General features: G+C 67.8%; 19 protein-coding genes. 11 read left to right on the forward strand and 8 right to left on the reverse strand.

All coding sequences use genetic code 11. From position 1 onward, the window contains the following. Positions 1-2 precede the first annotated feature (2 nt). The 3 genes from OC159_RS06920 to OC159_RS06930 form a co-directional block, all read right to left on the reverse strand. Positions 3-1,169 (reverse strand): ABC transporter substrate-binding protein, encoded by a 1,167-nt coding sequence (locus OC159_RS06920; protein ID WP_265500426.1) that lies wholly within the window; start codon positions 1,167-1,169, stop codon positions 3-5. 149 nt (positions 1,170-1,318) lie between these two features. Next, a complete protein-coding gene (locus OC159_RS06925; RefSeq protein WP_265500427.1) occupies positions 1,319-2,059 on the reverse strand; it encodes a MipA/OmpV family protein in 741 nt (246 codons plus the stop codon). Between the two features lie 113 nt (positions 2,060-2,172). Next, a complete protein-coding gene (locus OC159_RS06930; RefSeq protein WP_265500428.1) occupies positions 2,173-4,026 on the reverse strand; it encodes an ABC-F family ATP-binding cassette domain-containing protein in 1,854 nt (617 codons plus the stop codon). A 128-nt stretch (positions 4,027-4,154) separates the two neighbouring features. Between OC159_RS06930 and OC159_RS06935 the strand changes: the two genes are divergently transcribed. The 3 genes from OC159_RS06935 to OC159_RS06945 all read left to right on the forward strand — a co-directional run bounded on the left by OC159_RS06935 (position 4,155) and on the right by OC159_RS06945 (position 6,716). After that, positions 4,155-5,345 carry a GTP-binding protein gene (locus OC159_RS06935; RefSeq protein ID WP_265500429.1) on the forward strand — a complete coding sequence of 397 codons (1,191 nt, stop codon included), beginning with the start codon at positions 4,155-4,157 and terminating at the stop codon, positions 5,343-5,345. Positions 5,346-5,368: 23 nt separating this feature from the next. After that, positions 5,369-5,659 (forward strand): DUF6525 family protein, encoded by a 291-nt coding sequence (locus OC159_RS06940; protein WP_265500430.1) that lies wholly within the window; start codon positions 5,369-5,371, stop codon positions 5,657-5,659. Positions 5,660-5,738: 79 nt separating this feature from the next. Then, on the forward strand, positions 5,739-6,716 hold the full coding sequence (locus OC159_RS06945) for a zinc-binding dehydrogenase (protein WP_265500431.1): 978 nt from the start codon (positions 5,739-5,741) through the stop codon (positions 6,714-6,716). Here the strand turns inward: OC159_RS06945 and OC159_RS06950 are convergent. Continuing rightward, positions 6,713-7,087 carry a YigZ family protein gene (locus OC159_RS06950; RefSeq protein ID WP_265500432.1) on the reverse strand — a complete coding sequence of 125 codons (375 nt, stop codon included), beginning with the start codon at positions 7,085-7,087 and terminating at the stop codon, positions 6,713-6,715. The genes OC159_RS06945 and OC159_RS06950 overlap by 4 nt on opposite strands. Positions 7,088-7,669: 582 nt before the next feature. Here OC159_RS06950 and OC159_RS06955 point away from each other — a divergent pair. Further along, a complete protein-coding gene (locus tag OC159_RS06955; RefSeq protein WP_265500433.1) occupies positions 7,670-8,977 on the forward strand; it encodes a GH1 family beta-glucosidase in 1,308 nt (435 codons plus the stop codon). Here OC159_RS06955 and OC159_RS06960 read toward each other — a convergent pair. Then, positions 8,974-10,590: a GMC family oxidoreductase gene (locus OC159_RS06960; RefSeq protein WP_265500434.1), complete on the reverse strand. Its 1,617-nt coding sequence runs from the start codon at positions 10,588-10,590 to the stop codon at positions 8,974-8,976. The two genes, OC159_RS06955 and OC159_RS06960, sit on opposite strands and share 4 nt — an antisense overlap. A gap of 128 nt (positions 10,591-10,718) precedes the next feature. Here OC159_RS06960 and OC159_RS06965 point away from each other — a divergent pair, with 128 nt between their 5' ends. From OC159_RS06965 to OC159_RS06995, 7 genes are all read left to right on the forward strand, one after another. Beyond that, positions 10,719-10,883 (forward strand): hypothetical protein, encoded by a 165-nt coding sequence (locus tag OC159_RS06965; protein WP_265500435.1) that lies wholly within the window; start codon positions 10,719-10,721, stop codon positions 10,881-10,883. Continuing rightward, on the forward strand, positions 10,883-12,064 hold the full coding sequence (locus OC159_RS06970) for a vWA domain-containing protein (RefSeq protein ID WP_265500436.1): 1,182 nt from the start codon (positions 10,883-10,885) through the stop codon (positions 12,062-12,064). The genes OC159_RS06965 and OC159_RS06970 overlap by 1 nt, the downstream gene beginning before the upstream one ends. Before the next feature lie 188 nt (positions 12,065-12,252). Further along, a complete protein-coding gene (locus tag OC159_RS06975) occupies positions 12,253-12,573 on the forward strand; it encodes a hypothetical protein (RefSeq protein ID WP_265500437.1) in 321 nt (106 codons plus the stop codon). A 47-nt stretch (positions 12,574-12,620) separates the two neighbouring features. Further along, positions 12,621-13,304 carry a M48 family metallopeptidase gene (locus OC159_RS06980; RefSeq protein ID WP_265500438.1) on the forward strand — a complete coding sequence of 228 codons (684 nt, stop codon included), beginning with the start codon at positions 12,621-12,623 and terminating at the stop codon, positions 13,302-13,304. 58 nt (positions 13,305-13,362) lie between these two features. Further along, entirely contained in the window at positions 13,363-14,550 is a 1,188-nt protein-coding gene (locus tag OC159_RS06985; protein ID WP_265500439.1) for an alpha/beta hydrolase family protein, read from the forward strand. Then, positions 14,547-15,890 (forward strand): cytochrome P450, encoded by a 1,344-nt coding sequence (locus OC159_RS06990; RefSeq protein WP_265500440.1) that lies wholly within the window; start codon positions 14,547-14,549, stop codon positions 15,888-15,890. The genes OC159_RS06985 and OC159_RS06990 overlap by 4 nt, the downstream gene beginning before the upstream one ends. After that, positions 15,887-16,225, forward strand: a complete 339-nt coding sequence (locus tag OC159_RS06995; protein ID WP_265500441.1) for an MmcQ/YjbR family DNA-binding protein — start codon at positions 15,887-15,889, stop codon at positions 16,223-16,225. The genes OC159_RS06990 and OC159_RS06995 overlap by 4 nt, the downstream gene beginning before the upstream one ends. Here OC159_RS06995 and OC159_RS07000 read toward each other — a convergent pair. From OC159_RS07000 to OC159_RS07010, 3 genes are read right to left on the reverse strand one after another with little or no spacing between them, the layout of a single operon-like run. Continuing rightward, positions 16,222-17,322, reverse strand: a complete 1,101-nt coding sequence (locus OC159_RS07000) for an ABC transporter ATP-binding protein (RefSeq protein WP_265500514.1) — start codon at positions 17,320-17,322, stop codon at positions 16,222-16,224. The genes OC159_RS06995 and OC159_RS07000 overlap by 4 nt on opposite strands. 8 nt (positions 17,323-17,330) lie before the next feature. Continuing rightward, entirely contained in the window at positions 17,331-18,143 is an 813-nt protein-coding gene (locus OC159_RS07005; RefSeq protein WP_265500442.1) for an ABC transporter permease, read from the reverse strand. After that, positions 18,140-19,006, reverse strand: a complete 867-nt coding sequence (locus tag OC159_RS07010) for an ABC transporter permease (protein WP_265500443.1) — start codon at positions 19,004-19,006, stop codon at positions 18,140-18,142. Before OC159_RS07010 ends, OC159_RS07005 begins: the two co-directional genes overlap by 4 nt. Positions 19,007-19,021 lie beyond the last annotated feature (15 nt).

Consider the following 19,021-nt stretch of genomic DNA (forward strand, 5'->3'; position numbering starts at 1 on the left):
GCTCAGTTCATCTGGCAGTCGGCGGCATAGGTGTCCTGATAGTCCTCGAAGATCTTCTCGACGATCGAGGTGGCGAACTTGCCATCCTCTCGCTGGACGACCTTGGTCAGGTAGAAGTCCTGGATCGGGAAGTGATTGGGCCCGAAGCTGAAATCGCCACGGACCGAGGTGAAGGGCGCATCCTCGAGCGCGGCGATCAGCGCGTCGCGGTCGGTGCCGCCCGCCTGCTTCACCGCACCGTCGATCAGGTGCGCGGCGTCATAGGCCTGCATCGCATAAACCGCCGGCACCTGGTCGTAGGCGGCCTCGTAAGCCTGAACGAAGGCGGCGTTTTCCGGCGTGTCCAGGTCGGGTGCCCAGTTCGACCCGCCAAAGAAGCCAAGCGCGGCATCGGCCTGCGCGGGTAGCGTGGATTCGTCCACGGTGAAGGCCGACAGGAAGGGAATGCCCTCCAGGCCCGCCTGGCGGTACTGGCGCACCAGGTTCACGCCCATGCCGCCGGGCATGAAGGCGAAAACTGCGTCCGGCTGCATCGCCGCGATCTGTGCAAGCTCTGCCGAATAGTCCAACTGGCCCAGCTGGGTGAAGATCTCTCCGGCGACGCCACCTTCATAGCTGTTCTTGAACCCGGCCAGAGAGTCCTGGCCTGCCTGATAGTTCGGCGCCAGCAGAAAGACGTTCTGGAAGCCCTGCGCCTGCGCATGGGCGCCCATCACCTCGTGCATCTGGTCGTTCTGGTACGAGGTCGCGAAGAACGCCTTGTTGCAGTCGGTCCCCGCCAGGTTCGACGGCCCGGCGTTGGGGCTGATCAGGATCGCGTCGCCCTCGGTCACCGGTTGGACGATCGCGCCGGCGATGTTGGAGAAGATCGGACCGACGACGATGTCGGCGCCGTCGCGTTCGACCAGTTCGCGCGCCTTGTTGGCGGCGACGTCTGGTTTCTGTTCGTCATCGACCACGATGATCTCGGTCGGGATGCCGCCGAAATCGCCGATCTCCTCGGCGGCCAGTTGGAAGCCGTTCCTGGCCATCTCTCCCAGTGCCGCGCCGGGGCCCGAGAGGGTCAGCAGAACGCCGATGGTCAGCTTGTCGTCATCCTGCGCGGCAGCAGGCCCGGCCAGGCAGGTTGCCGATGCCAGGACTGCGAACGTGGTGCGGGTCAGTGTCATGGATGTCTTCCCTGTTGGCGGTGCCGCGTTGGCCGCGGCGGGTTCTGGTGCCTTGCATCCAGAACGCCTCAGGGAGGGTCGACCTGTCAAGAAATTATTTCAGGCTTGAAAGGTTTTCGGTAGCCACGCAGGTTGCGGGGCCAGTCCGATCAGAACCCGAACGAGAACCGACGCGTCACGCCCAGGCGCAGCGACGGCTGGTATTCCTCTTGCACGACAGGCGAATCCGCGGCGTCGCCGATCAGCTTGCCATAGCGGACTTCGCCCAGCAGGGCGGTCCGGTCGTTCAACGCGTATTGCGCCCGGAAGGTGATCGCAGCCTCGTTGAAACCGCCGCCCGGGGCCGTGGCGTCAAGCCCGCTGGCCGCGCTTTCGTCGGCCGTCACGCCGAAGTACGTGTCGTTGTATTCGTCGTCGCCATAGACGACCTCGGCCCCCGACCACAGGGCCAGCCGGTCGCTCAATTCGGTGCGGTACTTGACGCCCACCTCGCCGGTCAGACCCTCGTGGCCGTCAAAGCCGCGGCGCGCGCTGGCATAGGCGTTGAACGGACCCATCCCATAGCGGACGCGCAGGCCCAATTCATAGGCCCGGTCGATGTCGTTCAGGCCGGTCAACCCGTCGTCGTCATCGCTGTCGCGCGGGCCGACGATCCCGAAGGACGGCGCGATCGAGAAGCCCTGCGCTGGCGCGTCGCCCACTTCGCCGAAGCCGGCGTTGCGCCAGATGATCCAAGGCGCGACCTCGGCATCCTCTGCCCCCGGATAGACCGGCTTCAGCGCTGCGCCCAAGCCCAGGTCGACCGAAAAGGTGCGGCCGCCCGTTGCGCCGAAATCCTGCGCATGAGCAGGGGCAGCAAGAAGAAGGGCGAGGGCCAGGGCAAGTTTCATCGTGCGAATCCGGATCGAGGGTTGTCATCATCTAGGGGCGGAAACGCGGCCGGCACAACCGCCCTTTGCATCTTCGGATGGACGCGGCACATTTCCGCAACAGCGGCGGCGGGTCAGACGTTTTCCGCCGCTTCCAGCTTTTCCAGCGCGCCCATCCAAAGTTCCTCGGCGAAGGCCAGGGCGCGAACGGCCTCGGCGCGCTTCTTGCCCCACTTCTCGGCCTCGTACGGGTCGTTATAGAGCGCGGGGTCGGCCAGCTTGACGTCCAGCTTGCCCATCATCTCGGTCAGCTTCTGCACCCGTTCCTCGGCCTTGCGCGCCTCGGAGCGCAGCGCCAGCACCGCGTCGCGCGACGGGCGCTTCGGGGCTGCGGGCTTGACGGGCTCTGCCGGCTTCTCGGCCGGAGTATCCCCGGTCAGCAGGAACTTGCGGTAATCGTTCAGATCGCCGTCATAGGGCGCCACGGCACCGTCCTTGACCAGCCACAGCCGGTCGGCGACCAGCCCCAGCAGGTGCATGTCGTGGCTGACCAGGACGACCGCGCCCGTGTAATCGTTCAGCGCCTCGGACAGCGCCTCGCGGGATTCGATGTCGAGGTGGTTCGTCGGCTCGTCCAGGATCAGCAGGTGCGGCGCGTCGATGGTTGCCAAGAGCAACGACAGCCGCGCCTTCTGGCCGCCCGACAGCTGACGCACCTTGGTCTCGGCCTGCGCCTCCATCAGGCCAAAGCCCGCCAGCCGGGCGCGCTGTTTCGCCTGCCCCTCGTTCGGGCGGACCGAGCGGATGTGGTCCAGCGGCGTCTCGTCCAGGTGCAGCTCATCCACCTGATGCTGGGCGAAATAGCCCACGCGCAGCTTGTTCGATTTCGTGACCTTGCCCGCCATCGGCGCCAGCCGGTCGGCCAACAGCTTCGACAGGGTCGATTTCCCCTGCCCGTTGCGGCCCAGCAGCGCGATCCGGTCGTCCTGGTCGATCCGCAGGTTCAGCTTCTGCAGCACCGCGCGCTCGCCATAGCCGACCGACACCCCCTCCATCGCGACGATGGGCGGCGACAGCTCTTCGGGCTGGGGAAAGCTGAAGCGGAAGAACTTGGCCTCTTCGGGCGCGGTGATCGGCTCCATCTTGGCCAGCATCTTGACGCGGGCCTGGGCCTGGCGGGCCTTGCTGGCCTTGGCGCCGAAGCGGTCCACGAAGCTTTGCAGATGCGCGCGGCGGTCGGCCTGTTTCCTGGCCTCGGCCGCCTGCAGCGCCCGCTTTTCCGCCCGGATGCGGGTAAAGCTGTCATAGCCGCCGGTATACAGCGTCAGCTTCTTGTCCTCGAGATGCAGGATGTGGCCCACCGCGCGATTCAAAAGACCCCGGTCGTGGCTGATGATGATCACCGTGTGCGGATAACGGGCCAGATACCCCTCCAGCCACAGGGCGCCTTCCAGGTCCAGATAGTTCGTGGGCTCGTCCAGCAGCAACAGGTCGGGCTGCGCGAACAGCACGCCGGCCAGCGCGACGCGCATCCGCCAGCCGCCCGAGAAATCGCTGGTGGGCCGCGCCTGATCGGCCGTGGGGAACCCCAGCCCGTCCAGGATCGTCGCCGCCCGCGCCTCGGCCGACCAGGCGTCGATGTCGGTCAGGCGGGTCTGGATCTCGGCAATGCGATGGGGGTCCGTCGCGGTCGCGGATTCCGCCATCAGGGCCGTCCGCTCCAGATCGGCGTCCAGCACCGTGTCCAGCACCGATCGCCCGGTCGCCGCCGATTCCTGCGCCACCCCGCCGATGCGCGCGCGCGACGGCAGGCTGATCGAGCCGCCGTCAAGCGCAAGTTCCTTGCGGATCAGCTTGAACAGGGTCGTCTTACCCGCCCCGTTCGGCCCGACAAGGCCCACCTTGTGGCCTTCGGGAACGGTGGCAGTGGCCCCCACAAGCAAGGGGCGGCATTGGACGGAATAGTTGATGTCATCGATGCGCAGCATGCGCGGGGCATGACGCATGCGGCGCGGGTCGTCAATGCCTCGGCGGAAGGTCGCAAGCGCTGGCACACGGGCTTGCCGATAGATATGTTATACTATAACTAAAATCGCGCATCGCAAAGGAGCCAGCCATGAGCCAAGATCGCCGCCTTCCCGTGACCGTCCTGTCGAGCTTTTTGGGCGCCGGCAAGACAACGCTGCTGAACAACGTGCTGAACAACCGCGATGGTCTGCGCGTCGCCGTCATCGTCAACGACATGTCCGAGGTGAACATCGACGCCGATCTGGTCCGCGCCGAGGGCGGCATGGCCCAAACCGAGGAAACCCTGGTCGAGATGTCGAACGGCTGCATCTGCTGCACGCTCCGCGAGGATCTGCTGCAAGAGGTGCGCAAGCTGGCGCAGGAGGGGCGTTTCGACTACCTGCTGATCGAATCTACCGGCATCAGCGAGCCCCTGCCCGTCGCCACCACCTTCGAATTCGCCGACGCGGACGGCGCCAGCCTGTCGGACGTCTCGCGACTGGACACGATGGTCACGGTGGTCGACGCCGTGAACCTGCTCAAGGATTTCTCCAGCCACGACTTTCTGGCCAATCGGGGCGAGGTCATGGGCGACGGGGATACACGCACTCTGGTCGACCTCTTGACCGACCAGATCGAATTCGCCGACGTGATCGTGCTGAACAAGTGCAGCGACGCCGGGCCCGACCGCGTGGACGCCGCGCGCCAGATCATCCGCGCCCTGAACCGCGACGCCCGCATCGTCGCAACCGACCACAGCCGCGTCTTGCCAAGCGAAATCCTGAACACCGGCCTCTTTGATTTCGATCGCGCGCATGAACACCCGATGTGGGCGAAAGAGCTTTACGGCTTCGCCGACCACACGCCCGAGACCGAGGAGTACGGCGTCACCAGCTTCGTCTATCGCGCCCGCCTGCCCTTCGAGCCGCGCAAGATCCACGATGTCCTGAACGGTCCCCTGCCCGGCGTGATCCGCGCGAAAGGTCATTTCTGGGTCGCGACCCGCCCTGATTGGGTTGCCGAATTCTCGCTTGCCGGTGCGCTGTCGTCTGTCAGGCCGCTGGGGCAATGGTGGGCGTCGGTGCCGCAGGACCGCTGGCCTACGCACCCCCAGGGCCGCGCCTATCTTGATAGCCATTGGGCCGAACCCTTCGGCGACCGCCGGCAAGAACTGGTCTTCATCGGAGCCGGCATGGATGAGGACCGCCTCCGCGCCCGCCTCGACGCCTGCCTGCTGGGCGAGGAATGGGGCGAGTCGCCATCGGGCTGGTCCGGCATGCCGGACCCCTTCCCCGCATGACGCCTTCAGGCCGAGGCTGCCGCATGATGGCAGCCCGGTCGTCCACGCCGCGTCGGGGTGGCAATCTGGGCCAGGTGACGCAGCGGCTGCGTCACCGCACGGGCGATCCGATGGCCGCCTATGACGCGCTGCCCGTCCCGCTGCGGCAGTGGCTGTCGCAGGCGGCGCTGCCCTGGTCCCCGGCCTCTTGCCTGCGGCTGTGGACGAAGGCGCGCGCCGCGGGTGCCTGCCCCCGGGACGCGCTGACCTCGCTGGACCGCGCCGAGGCGTCCGCCCTGCGCCGCGCCGCCCGCCTGCGGGACACGGCTGGCTGACGCAAGGTCGCCTCTGGCATCCTGTCGGGCCCGGCCCCACGTCGGGCGTAGAGATACGACCGCGATGAAAGGATACCCCATGCGCAGCGTCATCCACGGCCGCTTCGGCGAACCGGCAGAAGTTCTTGCCGCCGCGACCTCTGACCGGCCGCAGCCCGGACCGGGCCAGGTCCTGATCCGCGTGACGCTTTCGCCGATCCACAATCACGACCTCTGGACGGTGCGCGGCAGCTATGGCGTGCGCCCCGACCTGCCCGCCATCGGCGGCAGCGAGGCCGTTGGCGTCATCGAAGAGGTTGGCGACGACGTCGATGCTGCGCTGCAGGGCCGCCGCGTCGCCGCGGCAGGTCTGAAGGGGTCCTGGTCCGAATACGCTCTGGCCGACGCAGCGGGTGCGATCCCGGTCCCCGACAGCATGCCCGACGAGGCCGCGGCCCAGCTGATCGCCATGCCGTTCAGCGCCATCACCCTGCTGGAGTTTCTGAACGTCAGCCGCGGCGACTGGGTCATCCAGACCGCCGCCAACGGCGCTGTCGGCAAAATCATGGCGGTGCTAGCGGCTTCGCGGGGCGTGCGCCTGGTCAACCTGGTCCGCCGGGCCAATGCCGCCGAGGAACTGGCGGCGATGGGCATGACCGACATCGTGTCCACCAACGACTCCGATTGGGTCCAGCGCGTGCGCGACATCGTGGGACCAGACGGTGCACGCGCGGCCGTCGATTCGATCGGCGGCAGCGTCGCGACCGGTCTGGTCGAGCTGTTGGGAGTCGAAGGCCTGCTTGTCACCTTCGGGTCGGTGACCGGCGATGCGCTTCAACTGCCCGCCGGGCCGATCATCTTCAAGCACCTGACGGTGAAGGGCTTCTGGGGCGCCCGTGTCATGCCCGCCACCGCCCCCGAGGATCGCCAGCGCATGTTCGGCGAACTGATCGGCCTGGTCATGGACGGCAAGCTGAAGCTGCGTTCGGGCGGAGAGTTCGGCCTGGATCGTCCCGCCGATGCCGTCACCGCGGCCCTGACGCCGGGGCGCGAGGGCAAGATCATGTTCCGGCCCTAGCCCAGCCCCGTCTCGCGCAGGTAATGGCGCACCGCATCCGCCACGTGCCGAAAGCGGTCGCCGCCCAGATGCTTGCCGCCATACCAGCGCGTGACGATCACGACGTGATCCTGCAGCCCCGCCCGCTCCAGCATCTGCAGGATCAGCGCACCCGCGCCGCTTTCGCCGTCGTCATCCTTGGCGGGCTCGCCGCCCATAACCGCCGCCCAGCTGTGATGCGTCGCCTTGGCGAACCGCTTCGTCCGCTTCAGCTCGGCCAGGATCGCAGCCACGTCGGTCGCCGCCGACGCAGGCCCGCCAGAGACCGCATAGCGCGACCCCCGGTCCGAGATGATCTTGTCGAAGACCCGCAGGTCGACCTCGCCCGACATGCTGCCTCCACCCGCCAATGTGCCGATCCCGACCAGGCATCGCGGCCCGTGGCACGATCTATCGGGGAATGCTCCGGCAGGGCAAGTGCCGCCGACCGCCCCACTGGCGGGACAAGACTGCTGGCAGAGCCGGTCATGACCAAAGGGCCCGACCAGGTGCAACCGTCCATCGGCAGAAGCCGCCCGTCCCGGATCGTTCCGATCCTGCAAAACTTCCTGCCCTTTTGTATGCCTCGATAGATCATCGCCCCATCCTCCTGCATTGCGCGGCAGCTGACAACACGCTTCGCGTGCGTCTTCAAGGACATCCCTGCAAAGGATCAAGCCCCCAGACGCGGCTTCCACATCAAGCACCGGCCCTCCGACGTCACGGGCAGGCAAGGGGGGTCCGGGGGGCCGGCCCCCCGGCCATCGCGGGACGCAATCAGGCGGCAGGTAGACGCCCGTTCAGCCCGATGGAAGTGATGCCGCGGCCACGCCGTCCACGCACACCGACCGGCACCCTGTCGCGAACCTGCCCGCCCGACGCTTTCCCACCGCGCGCAGTCGTGCCAGCATGCGTCGAGACGAGAGGAGAACACGATGCTGCCGTCCCGATCAGACTTCCCCGCCGGCTTCACCTTCGGCGCCGCCACCTCGGCCTACCAGATCGAGGGCACGGCAGTCGCCGGCCTGTCGCACTGGGACAGCTTCGCCGCCACCCCCGGCAACATCGCCGACGACAGCGACGGCAGCCGGGCCTGCGATCACCTGAACCTCTGGCCGCAGGATCTGGACCTGGTGCGGGACGCGGGCTTCGACGCCTATCGCTTTTCGACATCCTGGGCGCGGGTCATGCCGGACGGCTTGACGGTGAACCCCGATGGCCTCGATTTCTATGACCGGCTGGTGGACGGGATGGTCGAACGGGGGCTGAAGCCGTTCCTGACCTTCTATCACTGGGAACTGCCGGCGGCTCTGGCCGCCAACGGCGGCTGGCAGAACCGCGACATCGCCGCGCGGTTCGCCGACTTCTGCACCGCCGTCCATGCCAGGATCGGCGACCGGATCGCCAGCGCGGCCACCCTGAACGAGCCGTGGTGCATCGCCTGGTTGTCGCATTTCCTGGGCCACCACGCGCCCGGGCTGCGCGACATCCACGCTGCCAGCCGCGCCATGCACCACGTCCTTCTGGCCCATGGCACCGCCATCCGCGCGCTGCGCGCCGAGGGTGCAACGAGCCTGGGCATCGTCCTCAACTTCGAAACCTGTCACCCGGCGGACGACAGTCCCGCTGCGGCAAGGGCCGCCGAGACGCAGGACGCGATCTACAACCAGTGGTTCATCCGCGCGCTGATGGGACAAGGCTATCCCGATGCCGCGCTGGAGGGGATCGGCCCGCACCTGCCCGACCGCTGGCAAGCCGACATGGAGCTGATCGCGCAACCCTTGGATTGGCTAGGCGTGAACTACTACACGCGCAAGCTCCATGCCCCCGACCCCGGCCTCTGGCCGCATGCGGCCGAACTGTCCGGCCCCCTGCCCAAGACCCAGATGGACTGGGAGATCCGCCCCGAGGGCCTGACCGAGTTCCTGACCCGGCTGGCGCGCGACCACACGGGCAACCTGCCGCTCTATGTCACGGAAAACGGCATGGCACTGGGGGCGGGACCGGACGTGACGCAGGACGACCGCCGGGTGGAGTTTATCGCGGACCACCTGCGCGCCACCAGGGCGGCGATGGATCAAGGCGTCGACGTGCGCGGCTTCTTCTACTGGTCGCTGCTGGACAATTACGAATGGGGCTGGGGCTACGGCCCGCGCTTCGGGCTGGTCCACGTCGATTACGACACGATGGCGCGGACGCCGAAGGCCAGCTGGCACGCGTTCCACAGGATGCTGCGGGGCTAAAGCGCGCCTTCTCGCGCCGCCTGCCGGATCATGCTGCTGGCCTTGTCCGCGATCATCGTCACCGGCGCGTGGGTGTTGCCCGATACGATCGAAGGCATCACGCCGGCATCGACGACCCGCAGCCCGGCGATGCCGCGGACGCGCAGCTGCGCATCGACAACCGACATCGGGTCGCTGCCCATCTTCGTGGTGCCGACCGGGTGAAAGATCGTGGTCCCGACCTCGCCCGCCGCGCGGACCAGATCCTCGTCGCTGACCAGATCGGGGCCGGGCTTGACCTCGACCGGCGCGAAGGCGGCCATTCGGCGCGTGGCCATCAGGCGCCGGGCATGGCGCAGGCTCTCCACGGCCACCTGCCGGTCCGACGCCGCCGACAGATAGCGCGGCGCGATGGCCGGGGCGGCGGCCGGATCGGGTGACGTGATGTGGCAGGCCCCTACGCTGTCCGGCCGAAGGTTGCAGACCGAGATGGTCAGCCCCGGAAAATCGTCCAGCGGATCGCCGAACTTGCCCAGCGATAGCGGCTGGACGTGGTATTCGATGTTCGCCGTCTTGAACGCGCCGGAGGATTTGGCAAAGATCCCCAGCTGGCTGGGCGCCATCGCCATCGGCCCGCTGCGGCGGAGCGCGTATTCCAGCGCGATCCCGGCCTTGCCCCAGATCGTCCGCGCCCGGTCGTTCAGCGTCCGCGCCCCGCTGATGCGGAAGACGGTGCGCAGTTGCAGGTGGTCCTGCAGGTTCTCTCCCACGCCCGGCAGGTCGTGGACCGGCGCGACCCCGACCGCCGCCAGCCGGTCGGGCTGGCCGATGCCCGACAGCTCCAGCAGCGCGGGCGAGTTGATCGCCCCTGCCGCCAGGATCACCTCGCCCCGCGCCCGCGCAACGAAGGTCTGGCCGTGCCGGTGGAACAGAACGCCGGTCGCGCGACGCCTGTCCAGCGACAGCCGCTGGACCTGCGCACCCGTCTCGATCCGCAGGTTCGGGCGGCCGCGCGCCGGGTCCAGGAAAGCCTTGCGGGCGTTCCAGCGGATGCCGCGACGCTGTGTCACAGGAAAGTAGCCCACGCCTTCATTGTCGCCGCAGTTGAAGTCCGGGCAGGCCGGCAAACCCAGTTCCTGCGCGGCCTCGGACACGGCCTCGAGGATCGGCCAGCGCAGCCGCTGTTGTTCCACCCGCAGCTCCCCCGCGTCGCCGTGAAAGTCGCAGGCGGGGCCATAGTGGCGTTCGGTGGCGCGGAAATGCGCCAGCACGTCGGACCAGCCCCAACCCACATTGCCCATCTGCCGCCAGCGGTCGTAATCGGCCGCCTGCCCGCGCATGTAGATCATCCCGTTGATCGACGAACAACCGCCCAGCACCCGCCCGCGGGGATAGTTCAACCGCCGCCCGTTCAACCCGGCCTCGGGCTCTGTCCGGTAACACCAGTCCAGCGTCGGGTTGCCCATCGCGTATAGATAGCCCACCGGCACATGCACCCAGAAGCGGTTGTCGTGGCCCCCGGCCTCCAGCAGCAGGACACGGTGGCGCGGGTCGGCCGACAGCCGGTTCGCCAGAACGCATCCGGCCGAGCCCGCGCCCACGATGACGTAATCGTATTCACCGAGATCCTGCATCCCCGTCCTCCCTGCCCAGGACGCTAGCTGTGGTGCCGGACCGGGGCAAGGCGGCGCTTGCAGTTGCGGTCGCGCGTGGCGCGGGCTATCTGCAACGGCAACAGACAGGCCCCCCCGAAAGGACCGCCATGATCGTCATCGCCGCCGCCATCATCGGAGCGCTGCTGGGCTGGCGCCGCGCCGCCCAGCTTCGTGGGAACAGCCGCGACAAGGTGCAATACGCCATTGCCTTCGCCTTGGGCTTTGCCATGATCGGCCTGTTCGCCACGATCATCATTCACCGGATGGCCTGATGTTCCTGCCCTTCCTCGACAGCTTGCGCCGGCAGGGGGTTCCGGTCTCGCTGCGGGAATGGCTGGACCTGATGGGGGGGATGCAGGCGGGCGTCGCAGGCTGGACGGTCGACGGCTTCTATGGTTTCGCGCGGCTGGTGCTGGTCAAGGACGAGCGGCACCTGGACCGCTTTGACCGCGCCTTCGCGGAAACCTTCGGCGGCCTGCAGGACATCCCGGTCGAGGCGCTGGTCAACGACCGCACCCTGCCCCGCGAGTGGCTGGAAAAACTGGCCGAAAAGCTGCTGACCGACGCCGAGAAGGCCGCTGTCCAAGGCAGCGGCAGCTTCGAGGCGCTGATGGACAAGCTGCGCCAGCGGCTGACCGAACAGCAAGGCCGCCACCAGGGCGGCAACAAGTGGATCGGCACGGCAGGCACCTCGCCCTTCGGGGCCTATGGCTATAACCCCGAGGGCGTCCGGATCGGCCAGGACGAAAGCCGTCACCGCCGCGCCGTCAAGGTCTGGGACAACCGAGAGTTCCGCGACTTTGACGACCGGGTCGAACTGGGCACCCGCAACATCAAGGTCGCCCTGAAGCGCCTGCGGCAATGGGCCCGCCACGGCGCGGCCGAAGAGCTGGACCTGCCCGGCACGATCCGCGCCACCGCCGATCATGGCTATATCGACGTCAAGACCCGGCCCGAGCGTCGGAACGCCGTCAAGGTGCTGCTATTTCTCGATGTCGGCGGCAGCATGGACGACCATATCCGCGTCGTGGACGAGTTGTTCAGCGCCGCCCGCGCCGAATTCAAGCACATGCAGCATTTCTATTTTCACAACTGCATCTATGAAGGCTTGTGGACCGACAATCGCCGTCGGTGGGGTGAACAGGTGCCGACCTGGGACGTGCTCCACCGCTATGGCCGCGACTACAAGTGCATCGTGGTGGGCGACGCGTCGATGTCGCCCTATGAGATCGCGGTCCCCGGCGGCGCGAACGAACACTGGAACCCCGAGGCCGGAGAGGTCTGGCTGCGCCGCCTGACGCAGACCTGGACCGACCACACCTGGCTGAACCCGGTCCCCGAGGCCCATTGGGGAAACACGCAGTCGATCGGGATGATCGGCCAGATCTTTGAAAACCGCATGATGCCGCTGACGCTGGACGGGCTGACCCGCGCCATGCGGATGCTGGGGTGATTGCCCTGACCCGACTGCTGCCGGCGTGGGGACCGTGGCTGCTGGGTCTCTCGGCGTTCCTGTCCTGCATGATGGTGCCGTCCCGACCTCGGTCCTGCTGGTGGGCGCGCGGGCGCTGACGGGGCGGGCCACCTACAGCTGGCAGAAACGGCCTTGCGGCAGTCGTCGGCGCCGTGCTTGGCGACTGGGTGGCCTTCCTGCTGGCGCGGCGGCTGCAGCCTCGGCTGGCGTCGGGATGCGGTGCTGGCACGCGCGCAGGCGCCGGTCGCGCGGCGCGGGCGGTGTTCCCGTCACGCTGGCTTGTGACGCCGCTGGGGCCGTCCAGTAACTACGTCGCCTGCGCCGCAAGCCTGTCGCTGCCTCGTTTCATGGCAGCCAGCATCCCCCCGGGTGACAATCTGGACCACCGTCCACCGTGTGCCCTAAGCCGCCAGGCGGGACGCGGCTTCCGCAGAACCGAGGCGCCGGCGCTGAAGGCGGTGGCTGCGGCGCTTGGCCTCGGCCTCTAGGCGTCGCGCATCTGGCGCCGCCGGCGCGGCGGGCCCATATTGGGCACATGCTCAAGTTCACGCCGATCCTTCTGCTGGGCCTCTACCTTGCCGCGATGTGGTTCTTTTCCGCATGGCGGCTGAAGCACGAGTTGAACGAGAAGGCCACCCCACTGCGCCACCCGCGCCTGACGCCGATGCTGGAACGCCTCGGCCGCGCGATGGACCTGCCCCCGATCGAGGCCCACATCTACGAGGTCGAGCCGATCAACGGCCTCGCCGCCCCGGACGGGCGCATCTTCCTGACGCGCGGCTTCATCCGCAAGCTGGACGCCTGCGAGGTCACGGCCGAGGAACTGGCCAGCGTCATCGCACACGAGTTGGGCCACGTGTCGCTGGGGCATTCGCGTCGGCGGATGATCGACTTCGCGGGCCAGAACGCCATCCGGCTGGCGCTGTCGGGGGTTCTTGGCCGCTTTCTGCCGGGTATCGGCGCATGGATCGCCAATGCCGTCGCCACCGCCGTCGCGGCGCGCCTGTCACGCCAGGACGAATTCGAGGCCGACCGCTTCGCCAGCGCGCTGATGATCAAGGCGGGCCTTGGCACCGGCCCGCAGAAGTCGCTGTTCCACAAGCTGGACCGGCTGACCGGCAACCGCGGCACCGCCCCCGCCTGGTTCCTGTCGCACCCGCCGACCGCCCGCCGCATCGCCGCAATCGAGGCGCACGAGGCCCGCTGGCGGGACGGATGATCGTCAGGGTTGTGGCGCGGACAATGAAGGGTATTCTGCGCCTCAACCCCGAGGCCCCATGACCCGACCGTTCCGCCGCCATGTCCTCTACCTGCCCGGCTTCGACCCGGTTCCCCCGCGCCGCTACCGCGAACTCTACCGAAAGGAAGCCACCGATCAGGCGCGCATCTCGGGGCACCGCCTGAAGTTGCGTCCCGCCAGTGCCGGCCGCTACGCCTGGTTCGTCGAAGGTCATGTCGAGGGCCGCGACACGCTGGCCACCGTCGAAGTCGCGCTCTGGTCAGACCTCGTGCAGGCGTCCATGCGGCGGGGAATCCTGGGCACCTATGGCCAGCTTCTGCGCACCTTCCACGCCTATGTCGCGACGGGGGCGCTGTGGCGGCTGATGAAGCTGCGGCGGGGGCCGGTCATCGCCGCACTCTATCCCATCGTCGTGCTGCTGGGCCAGCTGCTGCTGGCGCTGCTGGTCGGAGCGGTTGCTGCCTGGGGCGCGACAGCCGCGATCGGCGGCGGCGCGGGGCTGCTGCCGGGATGCGTTCTGGGCGCGGCGATGGCCGGGGGCGTCCTGTGGCTGGGGCGGCGGTTGGACCACCGGTTCTACGCCTATTACCTGATGCACGACTATGCCTTCACGGCCCAGCACCGCGGCGCCTATCCCCCCGCGCTCGAGGCGCGGCTGCTGCAGTTCCGCGACCGGCTGCGCACGATCCTGGACGAGGGCACCGACGAGGTGCTGGTCGTCGGCCATTCCTCGGGCGCCTATCTTGCGATCTCGCTTGTGGCCGATCTGCTGCGGCAGGGTCCGGCCGGTGCGCCTGCACTGTCGCTGCTGACGCTTGGCCATGTCGTCCCGATGGCGGCGTTCCTGCCAGATGCGGGCCGGCTGCGTGACGACCTGGCGTTCCTTGGCCGTGCCGAGGGGCTGTTCTGGGCGGACGTGACGGCGCCGGGCGACGCCTGCTGCTTCGCGCTCTGTGACCCGGTGGCGGTGTGCGGTGGGGGCGGCGCGGACCAGCGCTGGCCGCTGGTGCTGTCGGCCGCGTTCCGAAAGACGCTGTCGCCCGAACGGCGGGCGGCGCTGCGGGGACGCTGGCTGACGCTGCATTTCCAGTATCTCCGCGCCTTCGATCTGCCGCACAACTACGACTATTTCGCGATCACGGCAGGGCCGCTGACGCTGGCGCAGCGCTTTGCCAGCCGCAGGCATTCCCCCGGGCGCATCACCCGGCCGGTCGGCGCGCGATGACCCCGCGTCCGCAGGGCGCCACGGGGCGCGGCACGTTGCGCGGCCTGATGCGGGGCTTTCGGCGCGACCTGCTTTCCGCCCTGCCAGAGCGGCTCTATGGCGCATGGATGGCCGAGTTCAGGAACCCGCTGATCCACAGCTTCTTCTGCAACGACCCGGCGCTGGTCCGCCTGATCCTGCAGGATAGGCCCGCCGACTTTCCCAAGTCGAGCCGGATGCGCGAAGGGCTGGCCCCGCTTCTGGGCAACGGCGTCTTCATCTCGAACGGCGAGGATTGGGCCCGCCAGCGCCGCATCATCGACCCCAGCTTCGAAGGCGGGCGGCTGCGCGACAGCTATCCCGCCGTCTTGGATGCCGCCCGCGCCGCGGCGGACCGGCTGCAACCCGGCACCCAGGACCTGGAGCCCGAGGCGACCCATGCCGCGGCAGATGTCATCTTCCGGACGCTGTTTTCCCTGCCCATCGAACACCGCATCGCCGCCGAGGTCTTTGCCGCCTTCCGCGACCACCAGGCTGCGCAGCCGCTGGTGAACCTGGCCGCGCTGCTGCCCCTGCCCCGCTGGGTCCCGCGCCCGCATTCCCACCGAACACGGGCGACCGCCACGCAGATCCGGGGGCTGATCACGGGGCTGGTCCACGACCGCCAGAAGGCCGTCGCCGCCGGGACGGCGCCGGACGATTTGGCGACAAGGATCATGACCACACCGGACCCCAGGACCGGCACCTGTTTCAGCCGGGCCGAGATGGTGGACCAGGTCGCGGTCCTGTTCCTGGCCGGTCACGAAACAAGCGCCTCGGTCCTTGCATGGGCGCTGTGGCTTCTTGCGGCGCATCCGGACTGGCAGGACCGCGTTGCGGCCGAAAGCACGCTGCTGACTGAAGACTTCGCCAGCGTCGGCGCGTTGAGGACCACTCGTGCCGTGTTCCGGGAGGCGCTGCGCCTTTACCCCGCCGTCGCCATGTTCGCGAGAGAGGCGACGCGGTCAGAGACGTTCCGCACCCGCGCCGTGCCGCGGGGGGCGCAGCTGGTCCTGTCACCCTGGCACCTGCACCGTCACAATCGCCTCTGGGACCGTCCCGACGCCTTCGACCCGGCGCGGTGGGACACCGCCGAAGGCAAGGCAAGCGCCCGCTGCGCCTATATCCCCTTCTCGGCCGGCCCCCGCGCATGCCCCGGCGCCGGGCTTGCCATGGTCGAAGGCGTCGTCATGCTGGCCGCGATTGTCGGACGCTGGCGGCTGGAGGTGACCGAACGACAGCCCATGCCGGTCGCCCGCCTGACCATTCGCGCAGCCGACGGCATCTGGCTGCGCCTGACACCGCGAGAGGAGCATCGATGAGCCGCGAGGCCGTCAACGACATCTGCGCCGCGCTGCCCGGCGCGGAATGCAGCGACCCTTGGGGCGGCGGGCACCACTGTTGGAAGGTCGCCGGAAAGATGTTCGCCGTCACCGGCGCCCTCACGCCCACCGTCAGCGTCAAGACCGAAAGCGCCGTGATGGCCGCCATGCTGATCGAGGCCGAAGTCGGCCAGCGCGCGCCCTATCTGCACGCCGGCTGGATCGCCCTGCCGCTGGAGGCGCCGCGAGACGAGCTGGAACACCGCATCACCGCCAGCTATCGCCTGATCCGCGCGACGCTGCCCCGCAAGGTACAGGCCGCGCTGCCGGATTAGCGGAACAGGACCAGCGAACCCGGCGACCAGGCCAGGCGCGTGCGGGTGCCGACCTCTTGCACGTCGCGGCCAAAGACGTTGCGCATTGAAATCCGCACCGGACGCGCCTTGCCGTCCAGCTGATCTGCCCCGTCCAGCCGCAAGTCGTAATAGGTCATGTCGCCGTAATAGACGACCTCGTCGATGCTGGCGTTGGTTTCGCGAGGTTGGCTGTGGGTGGCGGTCGGACCCAGCAGCGTCATGGTTTCCGGCCGAAATCCGATCATCGGCCCGTCGTCTTCGGGATCGGCGCGGCTGATCTGGCGCTCGGGCAGCTCGACCTGGCCCAGACCCGCGACCTCGACCGTGACGGTGCCGGCGGATTCGGACAAGATCCGCGCGGGCAGGAAATTCATCACGCCGATGAAATCCGCGACCCGGCGCGTGGCCGGACGCGCGTAAAGCGCCTCGGGACCGTCAAGCTGGGCGATCTCGCCCTCGAACATGACGGCGATGCGGTCCGACATGACCAGCGCCTCCTCCTGGTCGTGGGTGACCAGGACGAAGGTAATGCCGACCTGGCGCTGCAGTTTGATCAGTTCGACCTGCATCTGCTCGCGCATCTTTCGGTCCAGCGCGGACAAGGGCTCGTCCAGCAGCAGCACCTTGGGCTTCAGGATCAACGCACGGGCCAGCGCAACCCGCTGCCGCTGGCCACCCGAGAGCGCATGCGCGGAGCGGGCGCCATAGCCCTTGAGACCGACCATCGCCAGCGCCTCCTCGACCGCGGCGGCCTTGTCGGCCTTTGGGCGCGGATCGCGGCGCAGGCCGAACGCCACGTTTTCGGCCACCGTCAGGTGCGGGAAGATTGCATAGGACTGAAACACCATGTTCGTCGGGCGCTTGTTCGCCGGAACCTCGCCCATGTCGCGCCCGTCGATCAGGACGACGCCCTGGCTGATGTCCTCGAACCCGGCGATGGTGCGCAGAAGCGTGGTTTTCCCGCAGCCCGACGGTCCCAGCAGCGAAAAGAACTCTCCGGCGCGGATGGTCAGGTCGATGCCGCGCAGCGCATGATAGTCGCCGTAATACTTGTGCACGCCCTTGCAGGCGATCATGGCCTCGGTCACAGCAACCCTCCGGTAGGCGAGCCGCCAATGCGGGCATTGCCCCGGCGGCGGAAATATTCACCGATCGCCAGAAGCACGATCGAGATGAGGACCAGCACCGTCCCGAGCGCCATGATGACGGGGATCGCGCGCGGAAAGCGCAGCTGGCTGAAGATATAGGTCGGCAGCGTGGGCTCGTTCCCGGCCAGGAAAAAGGCGATGATGAACTCGTCCAGGCTGATCGTGAAGGAGATCAGCAGCGCGCTGATGATGCCCGGCATGACCAGCGGCAGCGTGACCAGCCGGAACGCGCCCCACCTGCTTTCGCCAAGGTCATAGGCGGCCTCCTCGAGGCTGCGGTCCAGCGATGAAAACGCGGTCGACAGAACCGCGATCGCATAGGGCATGCAGATCAGCGTGTGCCCGGCGATCACCGTCAGCAGCGACAGTTGGACGCCCACCCCCAGCAGAACGACCAGCAGCGACATGGCGACGATGATCTCGGGCAGGACCATCGGCAGCATGATGAATCCCATGATGCCTCCCTTGCCCGGAAAGGCGAAGCGGGTCGACGCGCGCGCGGCAAAAATCCCCAGGCACGTCGCCAGCACCGAGGCCGAGACCGCGATGGTCAGCGAATTTGCCAGCGCCCGGCGCAGCGTGGTGTTGGACCACATCTGCTCGAACCACTCGGTCGAAAAGCCCTGCAAGGGGAAGGCGATGATGGTGCCGGAATTGAACGCGAAGATCGGAAGAAGGATGATCGGCGCGTAAAGGAACAGCAGGTAAATGACTGCATAGGCCTGGAGGCCCCGGCCCGACCGGTTCATTGGCGCACCTTCAGGAAGCGGCGGTTGAGGAACAGGAACAACAGGCTGACCAGCGCCACGACGACCATCGCCGTGACCGCCAGCGCGGACCCAAGCGGCCGGTTGTCCAGCGCCAGCATCTGCACCTGGATGAGGTTCGCGATCATCGGGATCTTGCCGCCGCCGATCACCTCGGGCGTGACATAGTCGCCGATGGTCGGGATGAAGACGATCAGCGTCGCGGCGATCACGCCCGGCATCGCCAGCGGCAGCGTCACGCGCCAGAAGGTCATCGCCCGGCTTTCGCCCAGGTCGCGCCCGGCTTCCAGCAGGGACCGGTCGATCTTTTCCAGAGCCACGAAGATCGGCAGGATCGCGAAGGGCGCATAGGCATGGGCCAGCGTGATGACGATGGCGTTGATGTTGTAGAGGATGAAGGTCAGCGGCTCGTCGATGATGCCAAGCCCGGTCAGCGACGAATTGACGACGCCGTTGTAGCCCAGGATCACCTTCCACAGGAACACCCGGATCAGGTAGCTGGTCCAGAAGGGAATCGTGATCAGGAACAGCCACATGGCCTTCTTTTCCGGCCTGACCATGAAGCTGACGTAATAGGCGATCGGAAACGCCGTCAGGACCGTCGCCAGCGTCACGATGGCCGCCACCATCAGCGACCGCAGCATCACCGTCCGCACGATCGGATCGGTGAAGACCTGGGCATAGTTCACCCAGGTAAAATCGCGCAGGATCTCCAGGTAGCCATCGGTCAGGAAGCTGTAGGCCAGGATCGTCAGGATCGGCGCCGCCAGGATCAGCAGCGCATAAAGGAAGGGCGGCGCGATCAGCGACAGGCCCGCGCGAGCCTCTGCGTCGAACTTGGCCATCCGGTCCCTTTCCTG

Source organism: Paracoccus beibuensis (assembly GCF_026162625.1).
Classification (GTDB): Bacteria; Pseudomonadota; Alphaproteobacteria; order Rhodobacterales; family Rhodobacteraceae; genus Paracoccus; species Paracoccus beibuensis.